This window comes from Sorangium sp. So ce394, assembly GCF_051474665.1.
GTDB classification, from domain to species: Bacteria; Myxococcota_A; Polyangia; order Polyangiales; family Polyangiaceae; genus Sorangium; species Sorangium cellulosum_D.
On the sequence record NZ_CP150339.1, the window covers coordinates 10,090,763 to 10,108,662 of the forward strand.

The 17,900-nt window shown below is 72.4% G+C and carries 13 protein-coding genes; 5 read left to right on the forward strand and 8 right to left on the reverse strand.

Annotated elements, in window-relative coordinates:
- Positions 1-7 precede the first annotated feature (7 nt).
- The 7 genes from WMF33_RS37310 to WMF33_RS37340 all read right to left on the reverse strand — a co-directional run bounded on the left by WMF33_RS37310 (position 8) and on the right by WMF33_RS37340 (position 10,203).
- On the reverse strand, positions 8-1,060 hold the full coding sequence (locus WMF33_RS37310) for a hypothetical protein (protein WP_437333065.1): 1,053 nt from the start codon (positions 1,058-1,060) through the stop codon (positions 8-10).
- On the reverse strand, positions 1,057-3,273 hold the full coding sequence (locus WMF33_RS37315; protein ID WP_437333066.1) for a hypothetical protein: 2,217 nt from the start codon (positions 3,271-3,273) through the stop codon (positions 1,057-1,059). Before WMF33_RS37315 ends, WMF33_RS37310 begins: the two co-directional genes overlap by 4 nt.
- A complete protein-coding gene (locus WMF33_RS37320) occupies positions 3,270-4,688 on the reverse strand; it encodes a hypothetical protein (protein ID WP_437333067.1) in 1,419 nt (472 codons plus the stop codon). The genes WMF33_RS37315 and WMF33_RS37320 overlap by 4 nt, the downstream gene beginning before the upstream one ends.
- A 675-nt stretch (positions 4,689-5,363) precedes the next feature.
- Entirely contained in the window at positions 5,364-6,338 is a 975-nt protein-coding gene (locus tag WMF33_RS37325; protein ID WP_437333068.1) for a hypothetical protein, read from the reverse strand.
- Between the two features lie 541 nt (positions 6,339-6,879).
- Positions 6,880-7,608 (reverse strand): competence/damage-inducible protein A, encoded by a 729-nt coding sequence (locus WMF33_RS37330; RefSeq protein ID WP_437333069.1) that lies wholly within the window; start codon positions 7,606-7,608, stop codon positions 6,880-6,882.
- Between the two features lie 16 nt (positions 7,609-7,624).
- The gene (gene xseB / locus WMF33_RS37335; RefSeq protein ID WP_437333070.1) at positions 7,625-7,996 is read right to left on the reverse strand and encodes an exodeoxyribonuclease VII small subunit; all 372 of its coding nucleotides are present in this window, start codon (positions 7,994-7,996) and stop codon (positions 7,625-7,627) included.
- Positions 7,997-8,001: 5 nt separating this feature from the next.
- Complete coding sequence (locus tag WMF33_RS37340) at positions 8,002-10,203, reverse strand: HEAT repeat domain-containing protein (protein WP_437333071.1); 2,202 nt, start codon at positions 10,201-10,203, stop codon at positions 8,002-8,004.
- A gap of 228 nt (positions 10,204-10,431) precedes the next feature.
- Here WMF33_RS37340 and WMF33_RS37345 point away from each other — a divergent pair, with 228 nt between their 5' ends.
- The 3 genes from WMF33_RS37345 (at position 10,432) to WMF33_RS37355 (ending at position 15,276) form a co-directional block, all read left to right on the forward strand.
- Positions 10,432-12,258 (forward strand): radical SAM protein, encoded by a 1,827-nt coding sequence (locus tag WMF33_RS37345; protein ID WP_437333072.1) that lies wholly within the window; start codon positions 10,432-10,434, stop codon positions 12,256-12,258.
- Between the two features lie 258 nt (positions 12,259-12,516).
- Positions 12,517-14,376, forward strand: a complete 1,860-nt coding sequence (locus tag WMF33_RS37350) for a protein kinase domain-containing protein (RefSeq protein WP_437333073.1) — start codon at positions 12,517-12,519, stop codon at positions 14,374-14,376.
- Positions 14,377-14,955: 579 nt separating this feature from the next.
- Positions 14,956-15,276, forward strand: coding sequence for a hypothetical protein (locus WMF33_RS37355; protein ID WP_061627058.1), 321 nt, complete (start codon positions 14,956-14,958; stop codon positions 15,274-15,276).
- Here the strand turns inward: WMF33_RS37355 and WMF33_RS37360 are convergent.
- Entirely contained in the window at positions 15,243-15,713 is a 471-nt protein-coding gene (locus tag WMF33_RS37360) for a GNAT family N-acetyltransferase (protein ID WP_437333074.1), read from the reverse strand. The genes WMF33_RS37355 and WMF33_RS37360 overlap by 34 nt on opposite strands.
- Before the next feature lie 381 nt (positions 15,714-16,094).
- On the opposite strand from WMF33_RS37360, the gene WMF33_RS37365 reads away from it, so the two are divergent.
- Both WMF33_RS37365 and WMF33_RS37370 read left to right on the forward strand, forming a co-directional pair.
- Positions 16,095-16,952 (forward strand): lysophospholipid acyltransferase family protein, encoded by an 858-nt coding sequence (locus WMF33_RS37365; RefSeq protein ID WP_437333075.1) that lies wholly within the window; start codon positions 16,095-16,097, stop codon positions 16,950-16,952.
- A complete protein-coding gene (locus WMF33_RS37370) occupies positions 16,949-17,878 on the forward strand; it encodes an SDR family oxidoreductase (protein WP_437333076.1) in 930 nt (309 codons plus the stop codon). Before WMF33_RS37365 ends, WMF33_RS37370 begins: the two co-directional genes overlap by 4 nt.
- Positions 17,879-17,900: the final 22 nt, after the last annotated feature.

Here is a 17,900-nt window from a genome sequence, read left to right on the forward strand (position 1 = left end):
TGCTGGGTCAGGGCATCAGGCCGAGCGAGAAGAGCGCGTCGACCCAGAGCGGCCAGAGCGAGCGGAACGGGTGGGTCGCCAGGATCACGCCGCCGCCCGCGAGGCGGCGCACGTGAAAAGGCGCGTGCTTTCGGAGGAAGCGGACGTGGGCGCGCGTGTCCGTGTGCACCGCCCACGTGGGCGGGCCTTCGCCGGTCTCCGCGATCTGGCTCGTCAGCGCCAGGATCTCTCGCGCGCGCGGCTCTGCGGCGCGCCACGCCTCGTCGGGCGCCGCCACGGCCTCGAGCGCCTCCAGCAGGGCGGAGGGCGGCGTCGCCAGCGCCTTGAGGACGGTCTCGCGGGAGAGCGCGTGCGCGCGGTCGCTTCCGCCCTTGAGCGGGACGCGCGCCCCGGCCGGCGCGGCTTCCACCCGCGCGCGGAGCGCTTCCAGCGACAGGCCCGCGTTGCGCGATACCATCTCCTTGTCGTGGCGCTGTAGCCACGAGAGGGCGAGATCGCGCGCGATCTCCCGCGCGTCCGCGTTGTACGTCGCGCACATGCGGACGGGCGCGATCCAGTCTCCCCCGTTCGTACACGCGCCGGTGCGGACGCGACCGCTCGCGTCCGGCGCGCAGAGGCGGAGCAGGAGGTCCTCGAGGTCGTCCCGGAGCAGGAGCCACGCGACCGCGGCCTCGGCCTCGATCGAGCGCGGGCCCCTGCCCCAGGCGAGCTCGAGGTAGGAGTAGAGGAAGCCTTCCTGGTCGCACGTGGTCATGTGGATGGGGCCAGCCGAAATGTCGCGGCCGGCCTCTTCCGTGTAACAGTCCCAGCTGCAACCGAAGAGACGTTTGGAGCCGGTCAGCATGACGTCGACGCCTGCTCCAGCGGAAGGACCTTCGGCGAACTGGGTGCGGATCATCGCGACCGCCTCGTCCATGGAGGTCGTGTAGAATAGGCCATCGTCTGTCAGCATGCTGATACGAGTCCCTGGATGCATGAGCGCCGGCAGCGCCGCCAGGCACGCGTCGAGCGTCTCTGCCGCGTCACACCAGGCGAAGAACGACGGTCCTGATTCGCTCATAGCTGGGTCACCTTGATGGGGTGATTGAATCCTTTCAGGGTCACCCTCTTGCGAGTCGTCGTGTTGAAGAGGTACCCGTCCTTGACACTGTACGTTTTTTCCGGCTTGAACTTCGCACCGCGCGTCATGATGAGCTCGACCTGCTCGACATCCCCCGCGACCCCCTTCTTCCGTAGCCCCTCCATCCCGTTCGACAACTGCTTGAACACATCGTCTAGCTCAACCGGGTTGCCCCCTTTCACTTCGCTCACGATCAGCTTCTGCCCGCGGGACACCGTCACGAAATCAGGAGCCTTCCCGCCAGACATGCCGGGGAGCGACTCGTCTGGAAGGTCGAGCATCTTGCGCACGCCACCGTCGCCGACGCCGAGGAGCGCCCGCCCTTCGCGGGTCATGTGGCTGATCGCCGTCTTCTCGAAGGTGTTGAACCCGGCTGCCGTGACGTGCCCTTTCAACGTCTTGTACCCGCGGAGCCTCCATACCTCGAACCCCTTGACAACGACCTTATCGACCCCCGCGATCTCCCCAGCGATCCGGATCCCACGCGGCGGTAGCGCGCCGGCGGCCGCAACGCCGCGCCAGACATCCCCAATCGCCCCGAGCCCGAAGCCCAGCCCCGAGAAGATCCGCTCCTCATCGCTCAACTCTCGCCCGGCCGGCAGGCACCACTCCTTGCCCGTCACCGCCTCGCACAGGTCGAGCGCCGGCCCGACCACCGGCACGAACCCCACCCCGATGCGCGTCGTCGCGTGCACCAGCGTCTGCATCACCTCCGCGTAAGCCTCGGCGCCTTCCCCGACCGTCGACATCGCCCCCGCGAACGCGCTGATCGTCTGGTAGAGCTGCGTCTGCTCCAGGTCGAGCCCGTCCCCCGTCCACTGGTTCAGGCTGTCCTTCATCTGGTCCGCCAGCGCATCGAACCGCGGCTTCAGCACCGTGTCCACCTTCGCCCGCAGGTCCGCCGGCACCGGCGAGTCCACGAACCAGTCCGACGCATCCATGAACCGCCGCACGTACGCCGTGATCCGGTTCTGCGCCTTCAGGAACGCGTTCGTCTCCGCCAGCGACACCCCCATCCGATCGCGCAGCGCGATCTCCAGCGCCGCGCTGTTCTCTCGCCACGCCCGCACGTTCGCCACGAAGTCCGCCCGCGCGACCACGACCCCGCCGCTCACGTCGGCCTCCAGCGCCGCGATCACCGCGTCCGCGTATGCCGCGTACGGGTCCCTCCCCTCCTCGAACGCCCCGTCCACCTCCGCGATGTCCGGCACCTCCACCCACGGCACCTCGCTCGCCCCGAGCGCGTACGCCCACGGGTCGTCCGGGTCCCACCCCTCGGCGCGCGCGTCCTGCGTCGCGAGGTCCGCCACCTCATCGGCCTGCGTGCCGAACTCGTCGAGCAGCCGCGCCAGCTCGCTCTCCAGGTCGCTGACGCTCTTCTTCAGGTCGTCGACGAGCTGCTCCATCGCCGCCCGCGTCTCCGCGTCGACCACGTCCCTGTACCGGTCGAGGATCGCGTCGAGGTCGGTCCGCGAGATCTCGGCCAGCGGCCGGCTCACCAGGTCGTGCAACTCCGTGTCGAGTTGCCGCAGGAGGTCCATCCGCGCCCGGAGGTCCGCGACCCTCGCGGCGTTGCGGAGGAGCTCGGTCATCAGCCGGGCGATCCTGACCTCCAGCTCCGCGATGTCGCGCGCCAGCACCGGGTTGATCTCCGAAAGGCTCAGTTCGACCTCGGTGCTGCCCTCGAACCCAGTCCCATCGCGGCGGACGTTGAAGAGCGGCTTGTTCAGCCCGAGCGGCTCCGAGACGAGGTGCACCACCTCGCGCGCGTGGGTACACCAGTCGTTGCCGTTGACGGTGTGGACCCCGAAGTGGAACTCGTTTCTGCCCGTGCGCAGCAGCACCGAGTCGAACTCCGCCTCGAGCGTATTGCTCCGCGAGCCGTCGGCTTCGATCTGCAGCGCGCCCGGGACCCCGTAGGTGGGCAGCGGCGTCTGGTTCACCTCGAAGATGGCATCGCCCTCGGTCTCGAGCTCGGTAGAACCGCACGAATGGGCATCACCGTAGCTCCTCCAGAGCACGGTATACGGCGTGCGGGTGCGCGCCCACGCCGGCGCCGGCGCCAGCACCGAAAGCGCCGTCATCAGCGCGATGAGCTTCTGGAACACCGCGGCGCAGAAGCCGCGCCGCGCGACGTCCTTCGTGCCTCTCATGTCCCCTCCGCGCCGCGCACGGCGGCGTCATACGCGATCGCCGCGCCCTTCACGTCGCCCGCGTCGAGCCTCGCCTGCACCGCGTCGAGCGCCGCCGCGGCCATCCCCTTCTCCCGCAGCGCCGCCAACCCCGCAGCGATCTTCCGCGGCAGGCCCGTCCTGAGCTCCGCCTCCGCGGCGTCGAACCGCCCGCGGAGCACCGCGCACCCTGCCTCGCGCCACGACGACCCCGCCGCCTCGCAGAGCGGCCGCATCTGCACCAGCGCCACGAGCACCCCGCACCGCTCGGCCAAGAGCGGCAACCCGAGCTTCTCGCTCACCGGCGGCGCCGCCGACAGCGCTACGACCCGCGCGCGCGCTCCTTCGCTGAACCCCTCCGACGCCCTCTCTATCCGCGACCGCGCGATCGCCTCGCGCGCCCCTTCGTCCCCCTCCAGCACACGGAGCGCCTGCCGGCGCAGCGCGATGCCGCCGAGCAGCGTCGTCGCCGTCGCGTCGCTCCGGGCCACCCGCCGCTGCGCGTAGCCCAGCATCGCGCTCAGCGAGCGCAGCGCCCCCGAGGTCATGTCCGGCACGACCGCCCCGTGCGTCGCGAGCACCTCCTCGTGCGGCGCGATCGCCACGTCGAACGAGACCGCGAGCGCCTGGAGCTCCGCCGCCAGCGTCATGATCTCCGCGGCGAGCTCGTTCGGCGCCCGGCTCGCCTCGCGCGCCGCCGCGAGCACCGCCTGCTCCGCGCCGTCGAGGCCATCGATGTCCGACCGCGACGCCTGATTCGACAGCGCCGCGTACGTCGCCGTCTCCGCCGCCTCGGTCGCGCGGTACGCGGCGAACCGCGCCGCGACGCCCGCGTACCTGGATTGCAGCGGCGCGGCGTCGCTCCGGGCCTGGTCGAAGATCGCCTGCACGACCGCCATCGCCTGCTTGTCGGCCGCGAGCGCGGCCACGAGCGGCTCCTCCTCGGCGCTCGCCTTGTCGGTCATGGCCTGCCGGAAGCTGTCGGCCACGCGGACCGGCTCCTCCTCCAAGATCGCCTCCTGGCGCTGCCTGGACTTCAAGAGCAGCCCGAGGAGCCTGCCGTGCAGGGTCGCCCGGAGCGACTCGGCGTTCTTCTCCTCGTCGCGCACGTAGGCCACAGCCCGATCGATGTTGTCGAACCAGGCCCGGAGCGCCGCCGCGTCCACGGCGAGCTCGTCGGACATCGCGCCGCTCGGCCCGAACGCCCACATCTGGATCGGCAGCTCGCCGTCCGCCTCGGCCTCGCTCCACGCGCTGCCCGGGCCCTCGCTCGCGTCCACGCAGTGCTCGACGACGCTGGTGTTCGATTGCGCGCAGAAGCGGCCGGGCGCGTGCTCCTCGCGCTCCCACAAGCACCCGGCCCCCACAGCGCCAAGCGCCAGGGCGGCGACAGCCACAGCGAGAATCGTCCTCCGCCGTCTTGGTTTGAATCGCTCCCTCAACTTCATTGCCTCCACCCCGCGATTTTTCTCACCTGCGCACGCTCGCCTGCCCGTTCTCCAGGCGCAAGCGTCCTCACAAAAGCGGTAGGACATTGCTCGCCCGAGGAGCGTGTCCCCGATCTCCCTTCCTCCGCCCTCGGCATATCGGCCGTGGCCGTGTGCCTCGGCCGCACAGCAGGTCCTCACCGCGGTTTACAGCGCGCGGCGCAGTCAGCCGGAAGAGCTCGTGACGTCCCGCACGCGAAATCGATGCGCCTCGCGCCGATGGCGTCCCCCACACGCGCTGGTTGTCGAATCAACGGTAGAAACCCACGTATGCTGCGCAGGTATTCGTTCACTCCAGGTGGCCACGCGGCTCCACGGGAACATGGGTAATGGATGCGAGCTGGCCGCCGCCGGGCAGTGGTCAACTTTGCCCAGAGAGAGTCCACATGAAGGCGGGAAGGCGGGAAGATTATTGATCTTTTCTTCCCGCCTCCCCGCCTTCATGTTCAAATTTGACCACTACCCGCCGGCGATGGTCCGCCCCTGAAGTCGCCGGCGAGGGGCGTGACAAGAACAAAGGAACAGGGCCCAGGTTGCGGCCTGAGCCCTCCATCGACGCTCGGGCCCGATCAGGGCGCTTTTTGCTCAGACCGGCGCGTCGTCGCCTTCGAGCGGATCCTCGTCCGGCGGCGCGCCGCCGGCGCTGCCGCTTCCAGCGCTGCCGCTGCCAGCCGCGCCGCCGCCTCCGCCGGGCGTCTCGGTCGCCTTCTTCCTGGTGCTCCGGCTGAAGAGCCGCCGCGTCGCGATGGGCACGAGCCGCGGGATGGTCGGATCCTGCTCGTTGGCGCGCTCGAACACCCGCACGATCTGCTCGAGCAGGATCAGGTTGATGCCGTCGGCCCGGTCGAGATCGCCGCTCGTGACCTTCTGGCCCGCGGGGCGCGCGGCCGCGGTCTTCGCCGCCTGGATCAGCTCCTTCGCGGTCTCTTCGAGGCGCTCGACGTAGTCCTGGTCGAGCCGCATCAGCTTGGCGCGCACGGCGAGGGGGCCCTTCTTCTGCGCGAGGTAGCGCTTGCCGAGCGCGGCGAGCTGCGTGAGCCCGCGTGCGAGCGCGCCCGGATCTTCCGCGGTGCCGACCCCCTGCGCGAGCTCTTCGCGCGCCTCCTTGCCCGAGCCGGCGACGCCGCGGAGGACCTCGTAGGCCTGGTCGCGCAGGAGGAGCGCGCGCGAGAGCCGCTCGCGCAGCGCCGCGTCCGTCGTGGCGCGCGCCGCGTCCTTCTTCTGCCCGGCGCTCTCGTGCGCCTCGAGCAGCCGCTCCAGCGCGAGCGCCTGGTCGACCGCGAGCGCGAGCAGCTCCGGCGAGAAGCCGCGCAGCTTCTCCCGCTTCTCCTTCGACGCGCCCGACCAGCACGCGTGCGCCGTCGCGTAGAGGCGGCGCAGATCGGTCAAGACGCGCGACGAGGCGATCTGCCGCCCTCGCTCGACGAGCTGGGATTCTGTCGTGCCGTCGAGCAACGCCTCGATGATGCCGGGCTCCGGCTTGCCGAGGCGCTCGGCAAGGGATTCGAGCGTGGGATCGTTGTCATCGGTCTCTTCGGGAGGAGAGATAGGTTTGGCCATCTGCGCAGGCTAAGGAGGTGCGGAGCGACACGTCGAGGGCGTGGCAAGTTTTGGCCATGGCGCCGGCGAGCGTGCCCGTGGATGGCGACAGCGCGACGCGCGAGCGCGCGGCGCGGAACCGTCGGCATCGCGGCGGCGGGCGTCGTCATTCCGGGAGGCGGTCATCGTCATCCGAGGTGGACGTCGTCGTCATCCGCCCGCGAGCCATCTGCATCCGACCCGGAGCCATCGGCATCGGGGCTGGGGCCCGCCGGCATGCGGCAGGAGCCCATCGGCATCCGGCCGGAGCCCATCGGCATCGGGCGGCGAGCCATCGTCATCCGGCCCGGAGACGTCGTCATCGGGGCGAGTACCCGCCGTCATCCGACGGGGGGTTCATCGTCATCCGAGGTGGAACCCGTCGTCATCCGGCGGAGACCCGTCGGCATCCGCTCGCCGGAGAGGCGCGGCTACCGCTCCCGCCCGTCGGCTGCCGCGCCCCGAAGGAGCCCGACGGCGCGGCGCCGGCCGGGCTCACCGGGAGATGCGAGGGCGACGCGCGTCACTCGACGCGGACGATCGTCTCCGCGGGCAGGCTCTCGGCGAAGGCGTCGCGCGCCGCGCGCACCTTCGCCTCGACGAGGCCGTCGAACGTGAGCTTCGTGCGGTACTCGACGCCGGACCACCGGGGGTAGGAGCCGATGTCGACGTCGCGGTGCGCCTCGACCACGCGGTCGAGCATCGGCTTGAGCTGCCCCTCGTCGAGCGTCGTGAACACCGCGAGCGAGACGAACGGCGTGCCGCCCGAGAGCTCGGCCTGGATGAGCGCCTGCTTGGCCCGGAAGATCTGCGGCACGCCGGGCAGCATCCACACGTTGCGCATCACCACGGCCGGCCACGCGGCGCTGCCGCCGGTCACGAGCCGCGCGCCCTCCGGGATGCGCGCCATCAGCAGGTGCCCCTCGGTGAGCCGGTCGCCGTAGTACTCGCGCAGCATGCTCTCCATGTCGGGCGCGCTGACCACCGGCACGCCGAAGGCGCGCGCGACGCCCGCGATCGTCAGATCGTCGTGCGTCGGGCCCACACCGCCGCTCGTGAAGAGCCAGTCGTGCGACGCCGAGAGCGCCCGCACCTCGGCGGCGATCACCTCGAGGTCGTCGAGCACCATCACCGCGCGCTCCAGCTTGACGCCGAGCGCCCGCAGGGTGCCGGCGAGCACGAACAGGTTCTCGTCAGCGATCTTCCCGCTGAGCAGCTCGTTGCCGATGATCAGCGCCGCGGCCGTCCTCATCTCACCCTTGCTCCGCTCAGCCCTCGAACTCGCGCGTCACCGGGCGCCCGTCGGCGTCCATCCCGAGCAGCTCCTCGACGCGCTTCTCCGCGCGGTCGAGCCGCTCCTGCGCCGACCGCGACAGCCGGATGCCCTCCTCGAAGAGCGACAGCGCGCGCTCGAGCGGCAGATCGCCGCCCTCGAGCTCCGCCACGATCTTCGCGAGGCGGCGCGTCGACTCCTCGAACGACATCGCGCCCGCGGCCTTGTCGCCGCTCGCGGGAGCGCGGTCGCCCTCGGCCAGAGACGCCGCGGCGCGGGGCTCCGCGCGCGATCCCACGCCGGAGTCCACGCCGGGTCCCTCGCCCGGCCCCTCGCCCGTGCGGCTCTCGTCCGTCGCGTTGCTCATCGTCGTCATGAGCCAGCGTCCCCCGGGGGTGCGGCCGGCGCAAGCAGGACGGAGCTCACCCCGGGCGGCACCGCCGGCACGAGGAGCACGCCGTCGGGATCGGCCACGACCGGGACCGCGAGCCCATCCGGGCGGACGAGCCGCGCCGGACGCGACGACGCGCCCGCGGCCGCGCCCTGGTCGTTCGGGACGATCGCGATCCACACCACCCCCGTGGCCAGCGCGGCGCGCGGCGGATCGAGCGCCGGCGCGCCGGCGCGCGGGAGGTCGGAGAGCGCGGCCCGCGCGAGCGCGCGCACCCCCTCGTCGGGATCGAGATCCCGCGCCGCGAGCAGGACGCGCCGGCGCTGCACCTCGGTGCGCCGAGACAGCCCGCGGACGATCGCGCGGCGTACCGCGGGGTCGTCCTCGAAGCGGTAGGCGCGCGCGAGGAGCGACACGCTGTCGGGCAACGGGTCGCTCCCGAGGCCGAGCGCGACGTGCGCGCGCACGACCGGATCGCTCCCCTCGAGCAGCCGCTTGAGCCTGCCGCGGACCACCTCGTCGTCGCGGGCCGCGAGCGCGCGCGCCGCGAGCGGCGACAGCGGGCCGCCCGCCTCCGCGAGCGCGGCGAGCCGCGAGGTCGCGACCGCGCCGCCCCGAGGCTCCGCGAGCAGCGCGACGCCGGCGGAGATCGCCGCCGCGTCGGGCGCGGCGTCGTCGCCGCCGGGCGCGGCGCCGCCGCCGGGCGCGGCGAGCTCCGCGAACAGCGGCGCCAGCGCGGCGAGGGCGCGCTCGCCCCGCGCGAGCGCGCCGCGCGCCGCCGCGTGGACCGCCGCGCGATCGCACGAGGCCGGAGCGCACCCGCCGACGACCTCGAGCGGGTCGCGGAGGCCGAGCGCCACGGCCCCGAACACCCCGACGGCGCGATCGCTCGACCCCTTCGGCGCCGCGAGCGCGGCGAGGAGCCGCCCCTCGAGCGACCCGGGCGCGTCGCGCAGCGCGAGCCCGCGCACCACGCCCGCGCGCAGGCCGAGCCTGCGGAGCTCCGCGTCCTTCGCGGCGCGCGGCCCGTCGACGAGCTCCGCGACGGCGGCCCGCGCCTCGGCCCCGGGCATCGTCGCGAGCGCGAACGCCGCGGCCGTCGCGAGCTCGGGGCGCTCGAGCGTCAGCCGGCGCAGCTGCCGCGCCGCCTCCGCGCCGCCCGCGCGGCCGATCGCCGCGACGGCGCGCGGCCGCGCGTCCTCCGGGAGCAGCGGGAGAGCGCGCGCGAGCGCCGGCACGAGCCGCTCCGCCGGCGCGAGCTCGGCCAGCCTGAGCCCCTCGAGCCGGCCCAGCTCGGACCCGAGCAGCGAGGCCACCGCGTCCGGCGCCTCCGGCGCGCCGAGGTGGACGAGGATCTCGACGGTCGCCTCGAAGAGCCCCGGCTCCGGCTTGCTCAGCCACGCGCGCGCCTTGGCCAGCGCCGCCTCGTCGCCGAGCCGCGCGAGGGCGCGCGCCGCGGCCACCTGCGCCGCCCGGTCGCCGCCCTCAAGCATCGGCCGCAGCGCCGCGATCGCCCGGAGATCGCCGAGCTCGCCGAGGAAGCTCACGAGCGCGGGCTCGAGCCGCTTGCGGCTCCCGAGCAGGAGCTGGAGCGACTCGGGCGGGTACGCCTCGATGGCGAGCGCGGCGGCCTCCCCCGCGGCCCCGCCCTGCACGATCGCGTTCACGAGCGCGCCGAGCGCGCGCCGCTCGCCGGTGCGCGCGAGCGCGAGGGCGGCGGTGCCGCGCAGCACCTCGCCGAGCGGGGAGGCGGCGCCGCGCGCGGGGCCGCCGCCCTCCGAGAGCTCGCGCGAGAGGAGCTGGCGCACGGCGTCGCGCTGCGCGTGCGGGGCGAGCGCCCGCACCGCCGCGAGGCGCGCCCTGGGATCCCGCGCCGCCGGGCCCCCCTGATCGACCGCGGCGAGCAGCGCGGTCACCGCCTCCTCGGTGCCGATCGCGCCGAGCCGCTCGATGCCGCGCAGCCGCGCCTCCGGGTCGCTCGACGCGAGCAGCCGCTCGGCGACGGGCACGCCGAGGCTGCCGCGCAGCGGCGCCGCGCCGGCCTCGGCCTCCGCCCTGCCGCTGTCCTCCGCGGGCCGGGGCGCCCGCGCGACCGGCTGCGCCACGGCCGCGCCCGCCACGGCCGCGCCCGCGAGCGCCGCGGCGAGGCCCAGGGCGCGGTGGGTTCCAGGGAGGAATCGCATACGCGCCCCGTACTATCCCGCGATCGACGGCCCGCTGTCACTCCCCGGGCTGAGCCGCGGAGGGCGCGCCAACGCGGCGTGACGAGCCTGGAATTTGATGGAAGCACGCGCTAGGTCGACCTACGGTGCGGCCGCGAAATGCGCCTGTGAGCGAGGTGACGCTTGATCGACCTGGTACGGACACTGGAAAAGGCCATCACGGTATCGGCCAACAAGGCGTGGCCACTCTTGCAGCATCTGAGCCGGCTCGGCGGCGAGCCCAAGCCGTTCCACCCGAAGTGGAGCGACAAGCCGATCCCGCGGGGCGGCGAGCGCTCGAAGCCCCCGCTCGGCTGGCCTCGCGAGACGGACAGCCTGTGCCCGCGCTGCGTCAAGGAGGCGCGCGCTGAGATCCTGAGTGGCAGGGCGGACTGGACCAAGCTCATCCATGACAAGCCCGGGGAGATCCGCGCCCGCATCGTCGCGCGCGACGGCCGCGTCGTCATGGAGAAGACGTGCCCGAAGCACGGCTCCTTCTCGGACACGATCTCGATCGACCCGGAGTTCCTCGCCCGGATCGAGCGCCTGTTCGGCGGCCGCGACGTCGAGATGACGCCGGACAGGATCCACAACCACGGCTCGAGCACCATCCGGTACGGCCGCGGCTCGGTGCTCACGGTCGATCTGACGAACCGCTGCAACATGATGTGCGACCCGTGCTTCATGGATGCCAATCAGGTCGGCTACGTGCACGAGCTCTCGTGGGAGGAGATCACGCGCATCCTGGACGACGCGGCGGAGGTGCGCCCGCGCCGCCAGATGTCGATCCAGTTCTCCGGCGGCGAGCCGACGCTGAGCCCGCATTTCCTCGACGCGATCCGGTACGCGCGCCAGAAGGGGTACTTCGCGGTGCAGTGCGCGACGAACGGGCTCCGCTTCGCGGAGGAGCCGGGCTTCGCCAGGAAGGCCAAGGAGGCGGGCCTCCGGATGGCGTACCTGCAGTTCGACGGGGTGACGAACGCCGCGAACGGCCACCGGAAGATCGCGAACCTCTATGACGTGAAGCTGCGCGCGATCGAGGAGCTCTCGGCCGCCGGGATCGACGTCATCCTGGTCGTGACGATCGTCAACGGCGTGAACAACGACCAGGTGGGCCCGATCATCGACTTCGCGGTCCAGAACGCCGACAAGATCACGGTCGTCAGCTTCCAGCCGGTCAGCTTCACCGGCCGCGACGAGGACATCTCCGACGAGCTGCGCGAGAAGCAGCGCTACACGCTGAGCCACCTCGCGCACGACGTCGCCCGGCAGACCGGCGTGACCGACCCGCTCCGCGACTGGTTCCCCCTGTCGGCGCTCAGCCCCTTCGGCAACGTGACCGATCTGCTCGACGGCCCCGACAAGGACTGGGGCCAGCTCAACTGCGGGTGCCACCCGAACTGCGGGATCGGGACCGCGCTGTTCGTCCACAAGAAGACGAAGCAGGTCGTCCCGCTGCTCGATTTCATCGACGTCGAGGGGCTGCTCGCCGACCTGCGCGCGATCTTCGACGCCGGGCGCGGCCGCGCGCTCACGAAGGCGCAGGTCGTCGCCGCGCTCTTGCGCCGCTACCGGCCCGAGAAGGCGCCGCCGAACTTCCACCTCGCGACCCTGGTGAAGCAGTTCATGAGCCAGACGGGCGCCGCGCACGCCGGCGAGGGCGACGCCCGCGACTACGAGTGGCGGATCCTGTTCGTGGCGGGCATGTGGTTCCAGGACCTGTTCAACTACGATTTCCGCCGCACCGAGATGTGCATCATTCCGTACGGAACGCAGCTCGGCGAGATCAGCTTCTGCGCGTACAACACCGGCGCCGGGTGGCGGAACATCCTCGAGAAGATGAAGGCCAATGCCACGGTAGCCGAATGGTACAAGAAGCACGGCCGGCACCCCGTGTACGCAAAGAATAAGGATCTCCCTCTACCGACCTACGAGAATCCCCTAACGATCATCGAGCACGATCTCGCATTGCGCGAGCGCGAGCAGGGCGGCCCGCGCGCGCGACCGGCGGCCAGGCGGCTGCCGATCGTGAGCTGATCGCGCGGCCTCCTCCGCGCCCGCGCGCGAGCCTGCCACGCGCCCACGCGCGCATGCGCCATCGCCGCCGATCGCCGACCGAAGGATCACGTGAGCCTAGGCTGTCGGCGATCGGTCGTAGCGCGCCTCACATCGGGAGGAAATCGGGTTTTCGTCGTGGCCGTGTGCGTGCGCGCGCGCGCACGCGCAGGCACACTCACGTGGAGATGCGGCGCATGACTCGTGGAGAACGCACCACGCATGGTGTAGCCTGGTCGTGTGACCTTGCACGCTGGCCGCTATGAGAGCTTGCGCGCCATTGCGTCGGGCGGCATGGCCACCGTGTACCTCGGGCGGGCGATCGGCGCCGGCGGGTTCGAGCGCCTCGTCGCCCTGAAGATGATGCACCCGCACATCGCGGCGGAGCCCGAGTTCGTCGCGATGTTCCTCGACGAGGCGCGCCTCGCGGCGCGGGTCCGCCACCCCAACGTCGTCGCCACGTTCGATCTCGTCGAGGACCCGCTGTTCCTCGTCATGGAGTACATCGAGGGCCCGTCGCTGCACCTCTTGCTCCGCACGTGCGCGCGGGCGAAGCGGCGGGTCCCCATCGGGATCGTGCTCCGCATCTTCCTCGACGTGCTCGCGGGCCTGCACGCGGCGCACGAGCTCACCGGCTCCGAGGGCGAGCCGCTCAACCTCGTGCACCGCGACGTCTCGCCGCAGAACGTGATCGTCGGCATCGACGGCGTCTCGCGCATCACCGACTTCGGCGTGGCGCGCGCCGAGACGCGGCTCATGTCGACGCAGGGGAACGCGCTCAAGGGCAAGCTCTCGTACATGGCGCCCGAGCAGATCCAGGCCGAGCAGGTCGACCGCCGCAGCGACGTGTACTCGGCCGGCGTGGTGCTCTGGGAGATGCTCACGGAGGAGCGCCTGTTCAAGGCCGACAACGACGGCGCGCTGATCGCGCAGATCTTGAAGGGCCCGCCCGCTGGTCCGCGCGCGGTGGTGCCGTCGGTCCCCGCCGCGCTCGACACGATCTGCATGCGCGCGCTGCGCGCCGACCCGGACGACCGGTTCCCGACCGCGGCGGCGTTCGCCGAGACGCTGGAAGAGGCGGCCGCGCAGACGCCGGGCCTCGCCGTGTCGTCGCCCCGGGCGGTGGAGGCGCTCATCAAGGAGGTCGGCCTGCGCGACCTCACCGCGCCCATCAGCGTGCGGAGCGGCCCCGCGTCGGGCCCGAGGTCCGGGCCGCTGTCGGGGCGCTCGCCGCTCAGCCAGCGCTCCCCTCGGAGCGAGCCCTTGCCCCTGAGCCAGCGCTCTCCGCGGAGCGAGCCGCTCAGCCAGCGCTCTCCCCTGGGCGAGCCGCTCAGCCAGCGCGCTCCCCTGGGCGAGCCGCTGAGCCAGCGCTCTCCCATGAGCGACCGCTCTCCGCTCGGCCTGCAGATCCTCGGGCCGGCGCCGGACCTCTCGGGCGCCGAGGGCAGCGCGCCGGGGCTCGGCGCCGTCGTCTCGGAGCCCGTGTTCCGCCGGCAGCACCTCGTGCGCCGCAGCGTGATCGCCAGCGTCTGCGCGGTCGCGCTCGCGGCCGGCGTGGGCGCCTTCTTCGCCTTTGGCGCGCGCGAGCCCGCCGCTCGAGAAGCGGCGGAGAGCGCCCCGGTCCTCCCGAGCTCGCCGCACCTGCCCGCGACCGTGGCCGACGGCGCGACGGTCCACGCCGCCGCGCCGGGGCAGCCCGCCGGGGCCGTCGAGGCTCTCGCCCCCGGCGGCGCCGGCCAGGTCCCCGCCCCCGGCCGAGCCGCGCACAGCCCTTCCCCCGTCGGTTCCGCCCATGCCCCCGCTCCCGGCCGCGCCGTCCAGGGCTCCGCGCTGGGCAGATCCGCGCATGGCCCTGCTCCCACCGCCAACCGCGCGACGAACGCCGTCCCGCGGCCGGCGCCCAGAGCGACCCCGCCCGTGGCCGTCAAGCCCAGGACGGGTCGGCCGGACACGCGCACAGCGGGCGGATCCACCGCCTCGACGGCGAAGCCTGCCCCCCGCTCGCCGGCCGTCCGCACCGCGGCGCCGAAGGCGACGGAGCCGAAGCGGAGCGCTCCGCGGGCGACCTCCCGGACCCCCTTCAAACCCTCGGGGCTGTGACACGCCCATGAGCGGGCGGTGACGCGCCGATCAGCGGGGCGGTGACGCGCCCGCCAGCGGGGCGGTGATGCGTCAAGCAGCGAGGTGATCACGCGCCGGCCAGCGAGGTGATCACGCGCCGGCCAGCGAGGTGATCACGCGCCGGCCAGCGACGAGGTAACGCGCGATGTCACGAGGCGTCGCGAGACGCCATCGGCGCACCTGCGTCCCCGGACGTCAACGCTGGACAGACGCGGCGCGCTGCGCCTGCCTGCCGGCGCAGCGATCCTCACGCGCGCGGCCCGCCCGGCGATGATCCTTTTTGCCGACCCGTCCAACACTCCGGCCATGGAGGCCCGTCCAATGCTCCGGCGGCCGCCATCGCCCTCCGCCTCGCGCAGGCCGCGCGAGCCGAGGTCGCGCCGTCAGCCATGGAACGCGTCGCTGTCGCACCTACATCGCCGCGAAAACCAGCAGAACGTCAGTCGCCGTCTCACGAGCGCGACATAGGAGGTAGGCTATTCTTGTCGTGGGGCGGTATGTGCTCGCCCAAGTGAAAGACGCGCCGCGCGTCAGACGTTACCCCGGGGGAACCAGCTCATGCGCTCGCTTTTCGAGCAGGTGGTCGAGTGCTGCGGCCTCGCGCCCGCGTTCGCCAGGAAGATCATCCAGGAGGCCTGCGAGCGGAGCGGCGTGTCGCCGCCCGACGCGATGACGCCTGCCGATCTCATCCGGTCCCTCCCCCAGATCCGCCAGGCCCTCGGCGTCTTCCTCGACCCCTCGGAGGTCGCGCTGAAGACGGCCGCGATGCGCGCCCTCGTCAAGGGCTCCTGGCCGTCGATGCCCGCGGTCGTCCCCCCCGCCCAGAACCAGGACGGCCGGACACCTCAGGACGAGCCGAAGTCCAAATCGAGCTCGTAGAGCTCGTAGTGCGACCGCTTCATTCCGAGCGCGACATAGGTCGACTGCGCACGCGCGTTCGCGGTCTCCACGTAGAGGCGGATGCCGCATACGTCCCCCGCGTCCGCCGCCATCTCGTGGACTCGCCGGTACAGCGCCCGGAAGACCCCGCTGCGCCGCGCCGCGGGCGACACGTAGACGGACTGGATCCACCAGAAAGTGCCGTTTCTCCAGTCACTCCATTCGTAGGTCACCATCAGCTGCCCAGCCACCTCGGCGGCGCGCTCGGCGACCAGATAGAACCCTTTGGTCTCATCCGCGATCAGCGCGGCGGCGCCGCGGAGGGTGGTGGCGGTGTCCAGCACCTTGCCCTCCGTCTCGAGCGCCATGGCCCGGTTGTTCGCCGCGATGATCTCCACGTCGGCGGGCGCCGCCCGGCGGATCACGAGCGCTGTCACAGGGCGACCCCCCGGCGGGGTTGGCGGCGGCGCCCTCCCGGCGCGGGGGCGGAGGGCGGCCTGCCCGGGAGCTCGGGTGCGCGGCGTCGGCTCGACATGGCCGACCCCATACCGCGGACCGCGCGGCTGCTCAACCGCCTCGCCCCGATCCCGCGGCGAGCGCTCAGAAACACCGCGGCCACGGCGCCGCCGCGGCGCGTTATGTTTCGACATGGGATCCTCCACGTGAACGGCGAGCGCTCGGGCGCACAGCGCGTGATCCATGGGCGCCTCGCGCCGGCGCGGCGCAGCCCGGCCGCCTCCTGCGCCGGCCGGCGGAGGTTGTGCTTCCCGCCCGATCGCGCGTACCCTCCGGGCGCCGCAGCCTCCGGAGGGTGCCCCTTGACACTGCTCGTCAGCGACTCGATTGCCCAGCGCGTCCAGCGGCTGGAGATCCCTTTCAACAGCTTCGGGGTCGATCCTTACGGCATCTCCCGGAAGCACCTGGGCCTCTTCTTCTCTCTCCTCGACTTCTTCTATCATCATTATTTCTCGGTGGGCGTGACAGGCATCGAGAACGTCCCCGCGCGCGGGCGCGCGATGCTCGTCGGCAACCACTCGGGCGGCGTCGCCATCGACGGGGCGATGGTGGTCGCGTCGATGTTCTTCGCGATGGATCCGCCGCGGCTGGCCGAGGGGATGGCGGAGAAATTCATCAATCGCCTCCCGTTCACCTCGCTCTGGTCGAGCCGCACAGGGCACTTCACCGGCCTCCCCGAGCACGCGAGCCGCCTGCTCGAGGACGAGCGGCTGCTCATGGTGTTCCCCGAGGGGGCGCGCGGCACCGCCAAGCTCTACAGCGAGCGCAACTCGCTCGTGCACTTCGGGTCGGGCTTCGTCCGGCTCGCGATGAAGACGGGCACGCCCATCATCCCGTTCGGCTTCGTCGGCGGCGGCGAGGCGGTGCCCACCGTCGCCAACTCGTACACGATCGGCCGGCTGTTCGGGGTGCCGTATATCCCGATCACGCCGTACCTCGTGCCGGCCCCGCTGCCGGTCCAGCTGGAGATCACCTATGGCGAGCCGATGACGTTCGCCGGCACCGGCGCGGAGGAAGACGAGGTGATCGCCGGCCACGTGGAGCAGGTGAAGGCGCGGATCGCCGAGCTCATCGAGGCGGGTCGGCGGCGCCGCCGCAGCAAGCTCGCGCTGGATCAGCGCGGCGCCGCGCTGCCCGCGTCGTCGAAGGAGGGCGCATGAGGGTCCTCATCCCTGGAATCACCGGCCAGCTCGGCCGCATGGTCGCGGCGCGCCTCCTCGAGGAGGGGCACGAGGTGATCGGCATCGACCGCCGGCCCTGGCTGGACGCCCCGGCCGGCGTCGAGATGCACAACGTGGATCTGCAGAAGCGCGCCGCCGAGGACGTGTTCCGCAAGACCCGGCCCCAGGCCGTGATCCACATGGCGACCGTGACGCACCTCGTGGAGCAGACCGAGGAGCGGTATCGGATCAACCTCGGCGGCACGCGCGTCGTCTTCGACAACAGCCGCGCCTGCGGCGTCGAGCACGTGATCTTCGTCGGACGACACACGTATTACGGCGCTGGCCCCGAGTCGCCGCTCTACCACAAGGAAGAGGATCCGCCGATGGCGGTGTCCACCTTTCCCGAGCTCGCCGACCTCGTGGCCGCCGATCTGTACGCCTGCACGGCGCTCTGGCGCGCCCCCGAGCTCTGCACGACCGTGCTCCGCATGTGCTACACGCTCGGCCCGACCGGCCACGGCACGCTGGCGAGCTTCCTCCGCGGGCCCCACGTCCCGTACGTCCTCGGGTTCGACCCGCTGTTCCAGTTCATGCACGAGCAGGACGTCGTGACCGCCATCTGCCTGTCCCTCGAGAAGCGCATCCGCGGCGTCTACAACGTCTCGGGTCCGCAGCCCGTGCCCCTGTCGCTCATCATCCGGGCGGCGGGACGGGTGGCGGTCCCCCTCCCCGAGTTCGTGCTGCGCAACGCGCTCGGCCGCTTCGGCCTGCCGAAGCTCCCGCGCGCGGCGCTGACCCACATCAAGTACCCCGTCGTCGTGGACAGCGCCGCCTTCCGCGCCGCCACCGGGTTCAAGCACGCCGTCGACGAGGCCCAGGCCGTCCGCGAGTACCGCGACGCGCACCCGGTCCCGGCGGGCTGACCCTGAACCGTCCGGAGATCGC

What these genes read in the sequence shown, in the direction of transcription:
- WMF33_RS37310 (WP_437333065.1), bottom strand. Translation starts at nt 1,060, where the DNA reads ATGAGCGAATCAGGACCGTCGTTCTTCGCCTGGTGTGACGCGGCAGAG.
- WMF33_RS37315 (WP_437333066.1), bottom strand. Translation starts at nt 3,273, where the DNA reads ATGAGAGGCACGAAGGACGTCGCGCGGCGCGGCTTCTGCGCCGCGGTG.
- WMF33_RS37325 (WP_437333068.1), bottom strand. Translation starts at nt 6,338, where the DNA reads ATGGCCAAACCTATCTCTCCTCCCGAAGAGACCGATGACAACGATCCC.
- WMF33_RS37330 (WP_437333069.1), bottom strand. Translation starts at nt 7,608, where the DNA reads ATGAGGACGGCCGCGGCGCTGATCATCGGCAACGAGCTGCTCAGCGGG.
- xseB (WP_437333070.1), bottom strand. Translation starts at nt 7,996, where the DNA reads ATGAGCAACGCGACGGACGAGAGCCGCACGGGCGAGGGGCCGGGCGAG.
- WMF33_RS37340 (WP_437333071.1), bottom strand. Translation starts at nt 10,203, where the DNA reads ATGCGATTCCTCCCTGGAACCCACCGCGCCCTGGGCCTCGCCGCGGCG.
- WMF33_RS37355 (WP_061627058.1), top strand. Translation starts at nt 14,956, where the DNA reads ATGCGCTCGCTTTTCGAGCAGGTGGTCGAGTGCTGCGGCCTCGCGCCC.
- WMF33_RS37370 (WP_437333076.1), top strand. Translation starts at nt 16,949, where the DNA reads ATGAGGGTCCTCATCCCTGGAATCACCGGCCAGCTCGGCCGCATGGTC.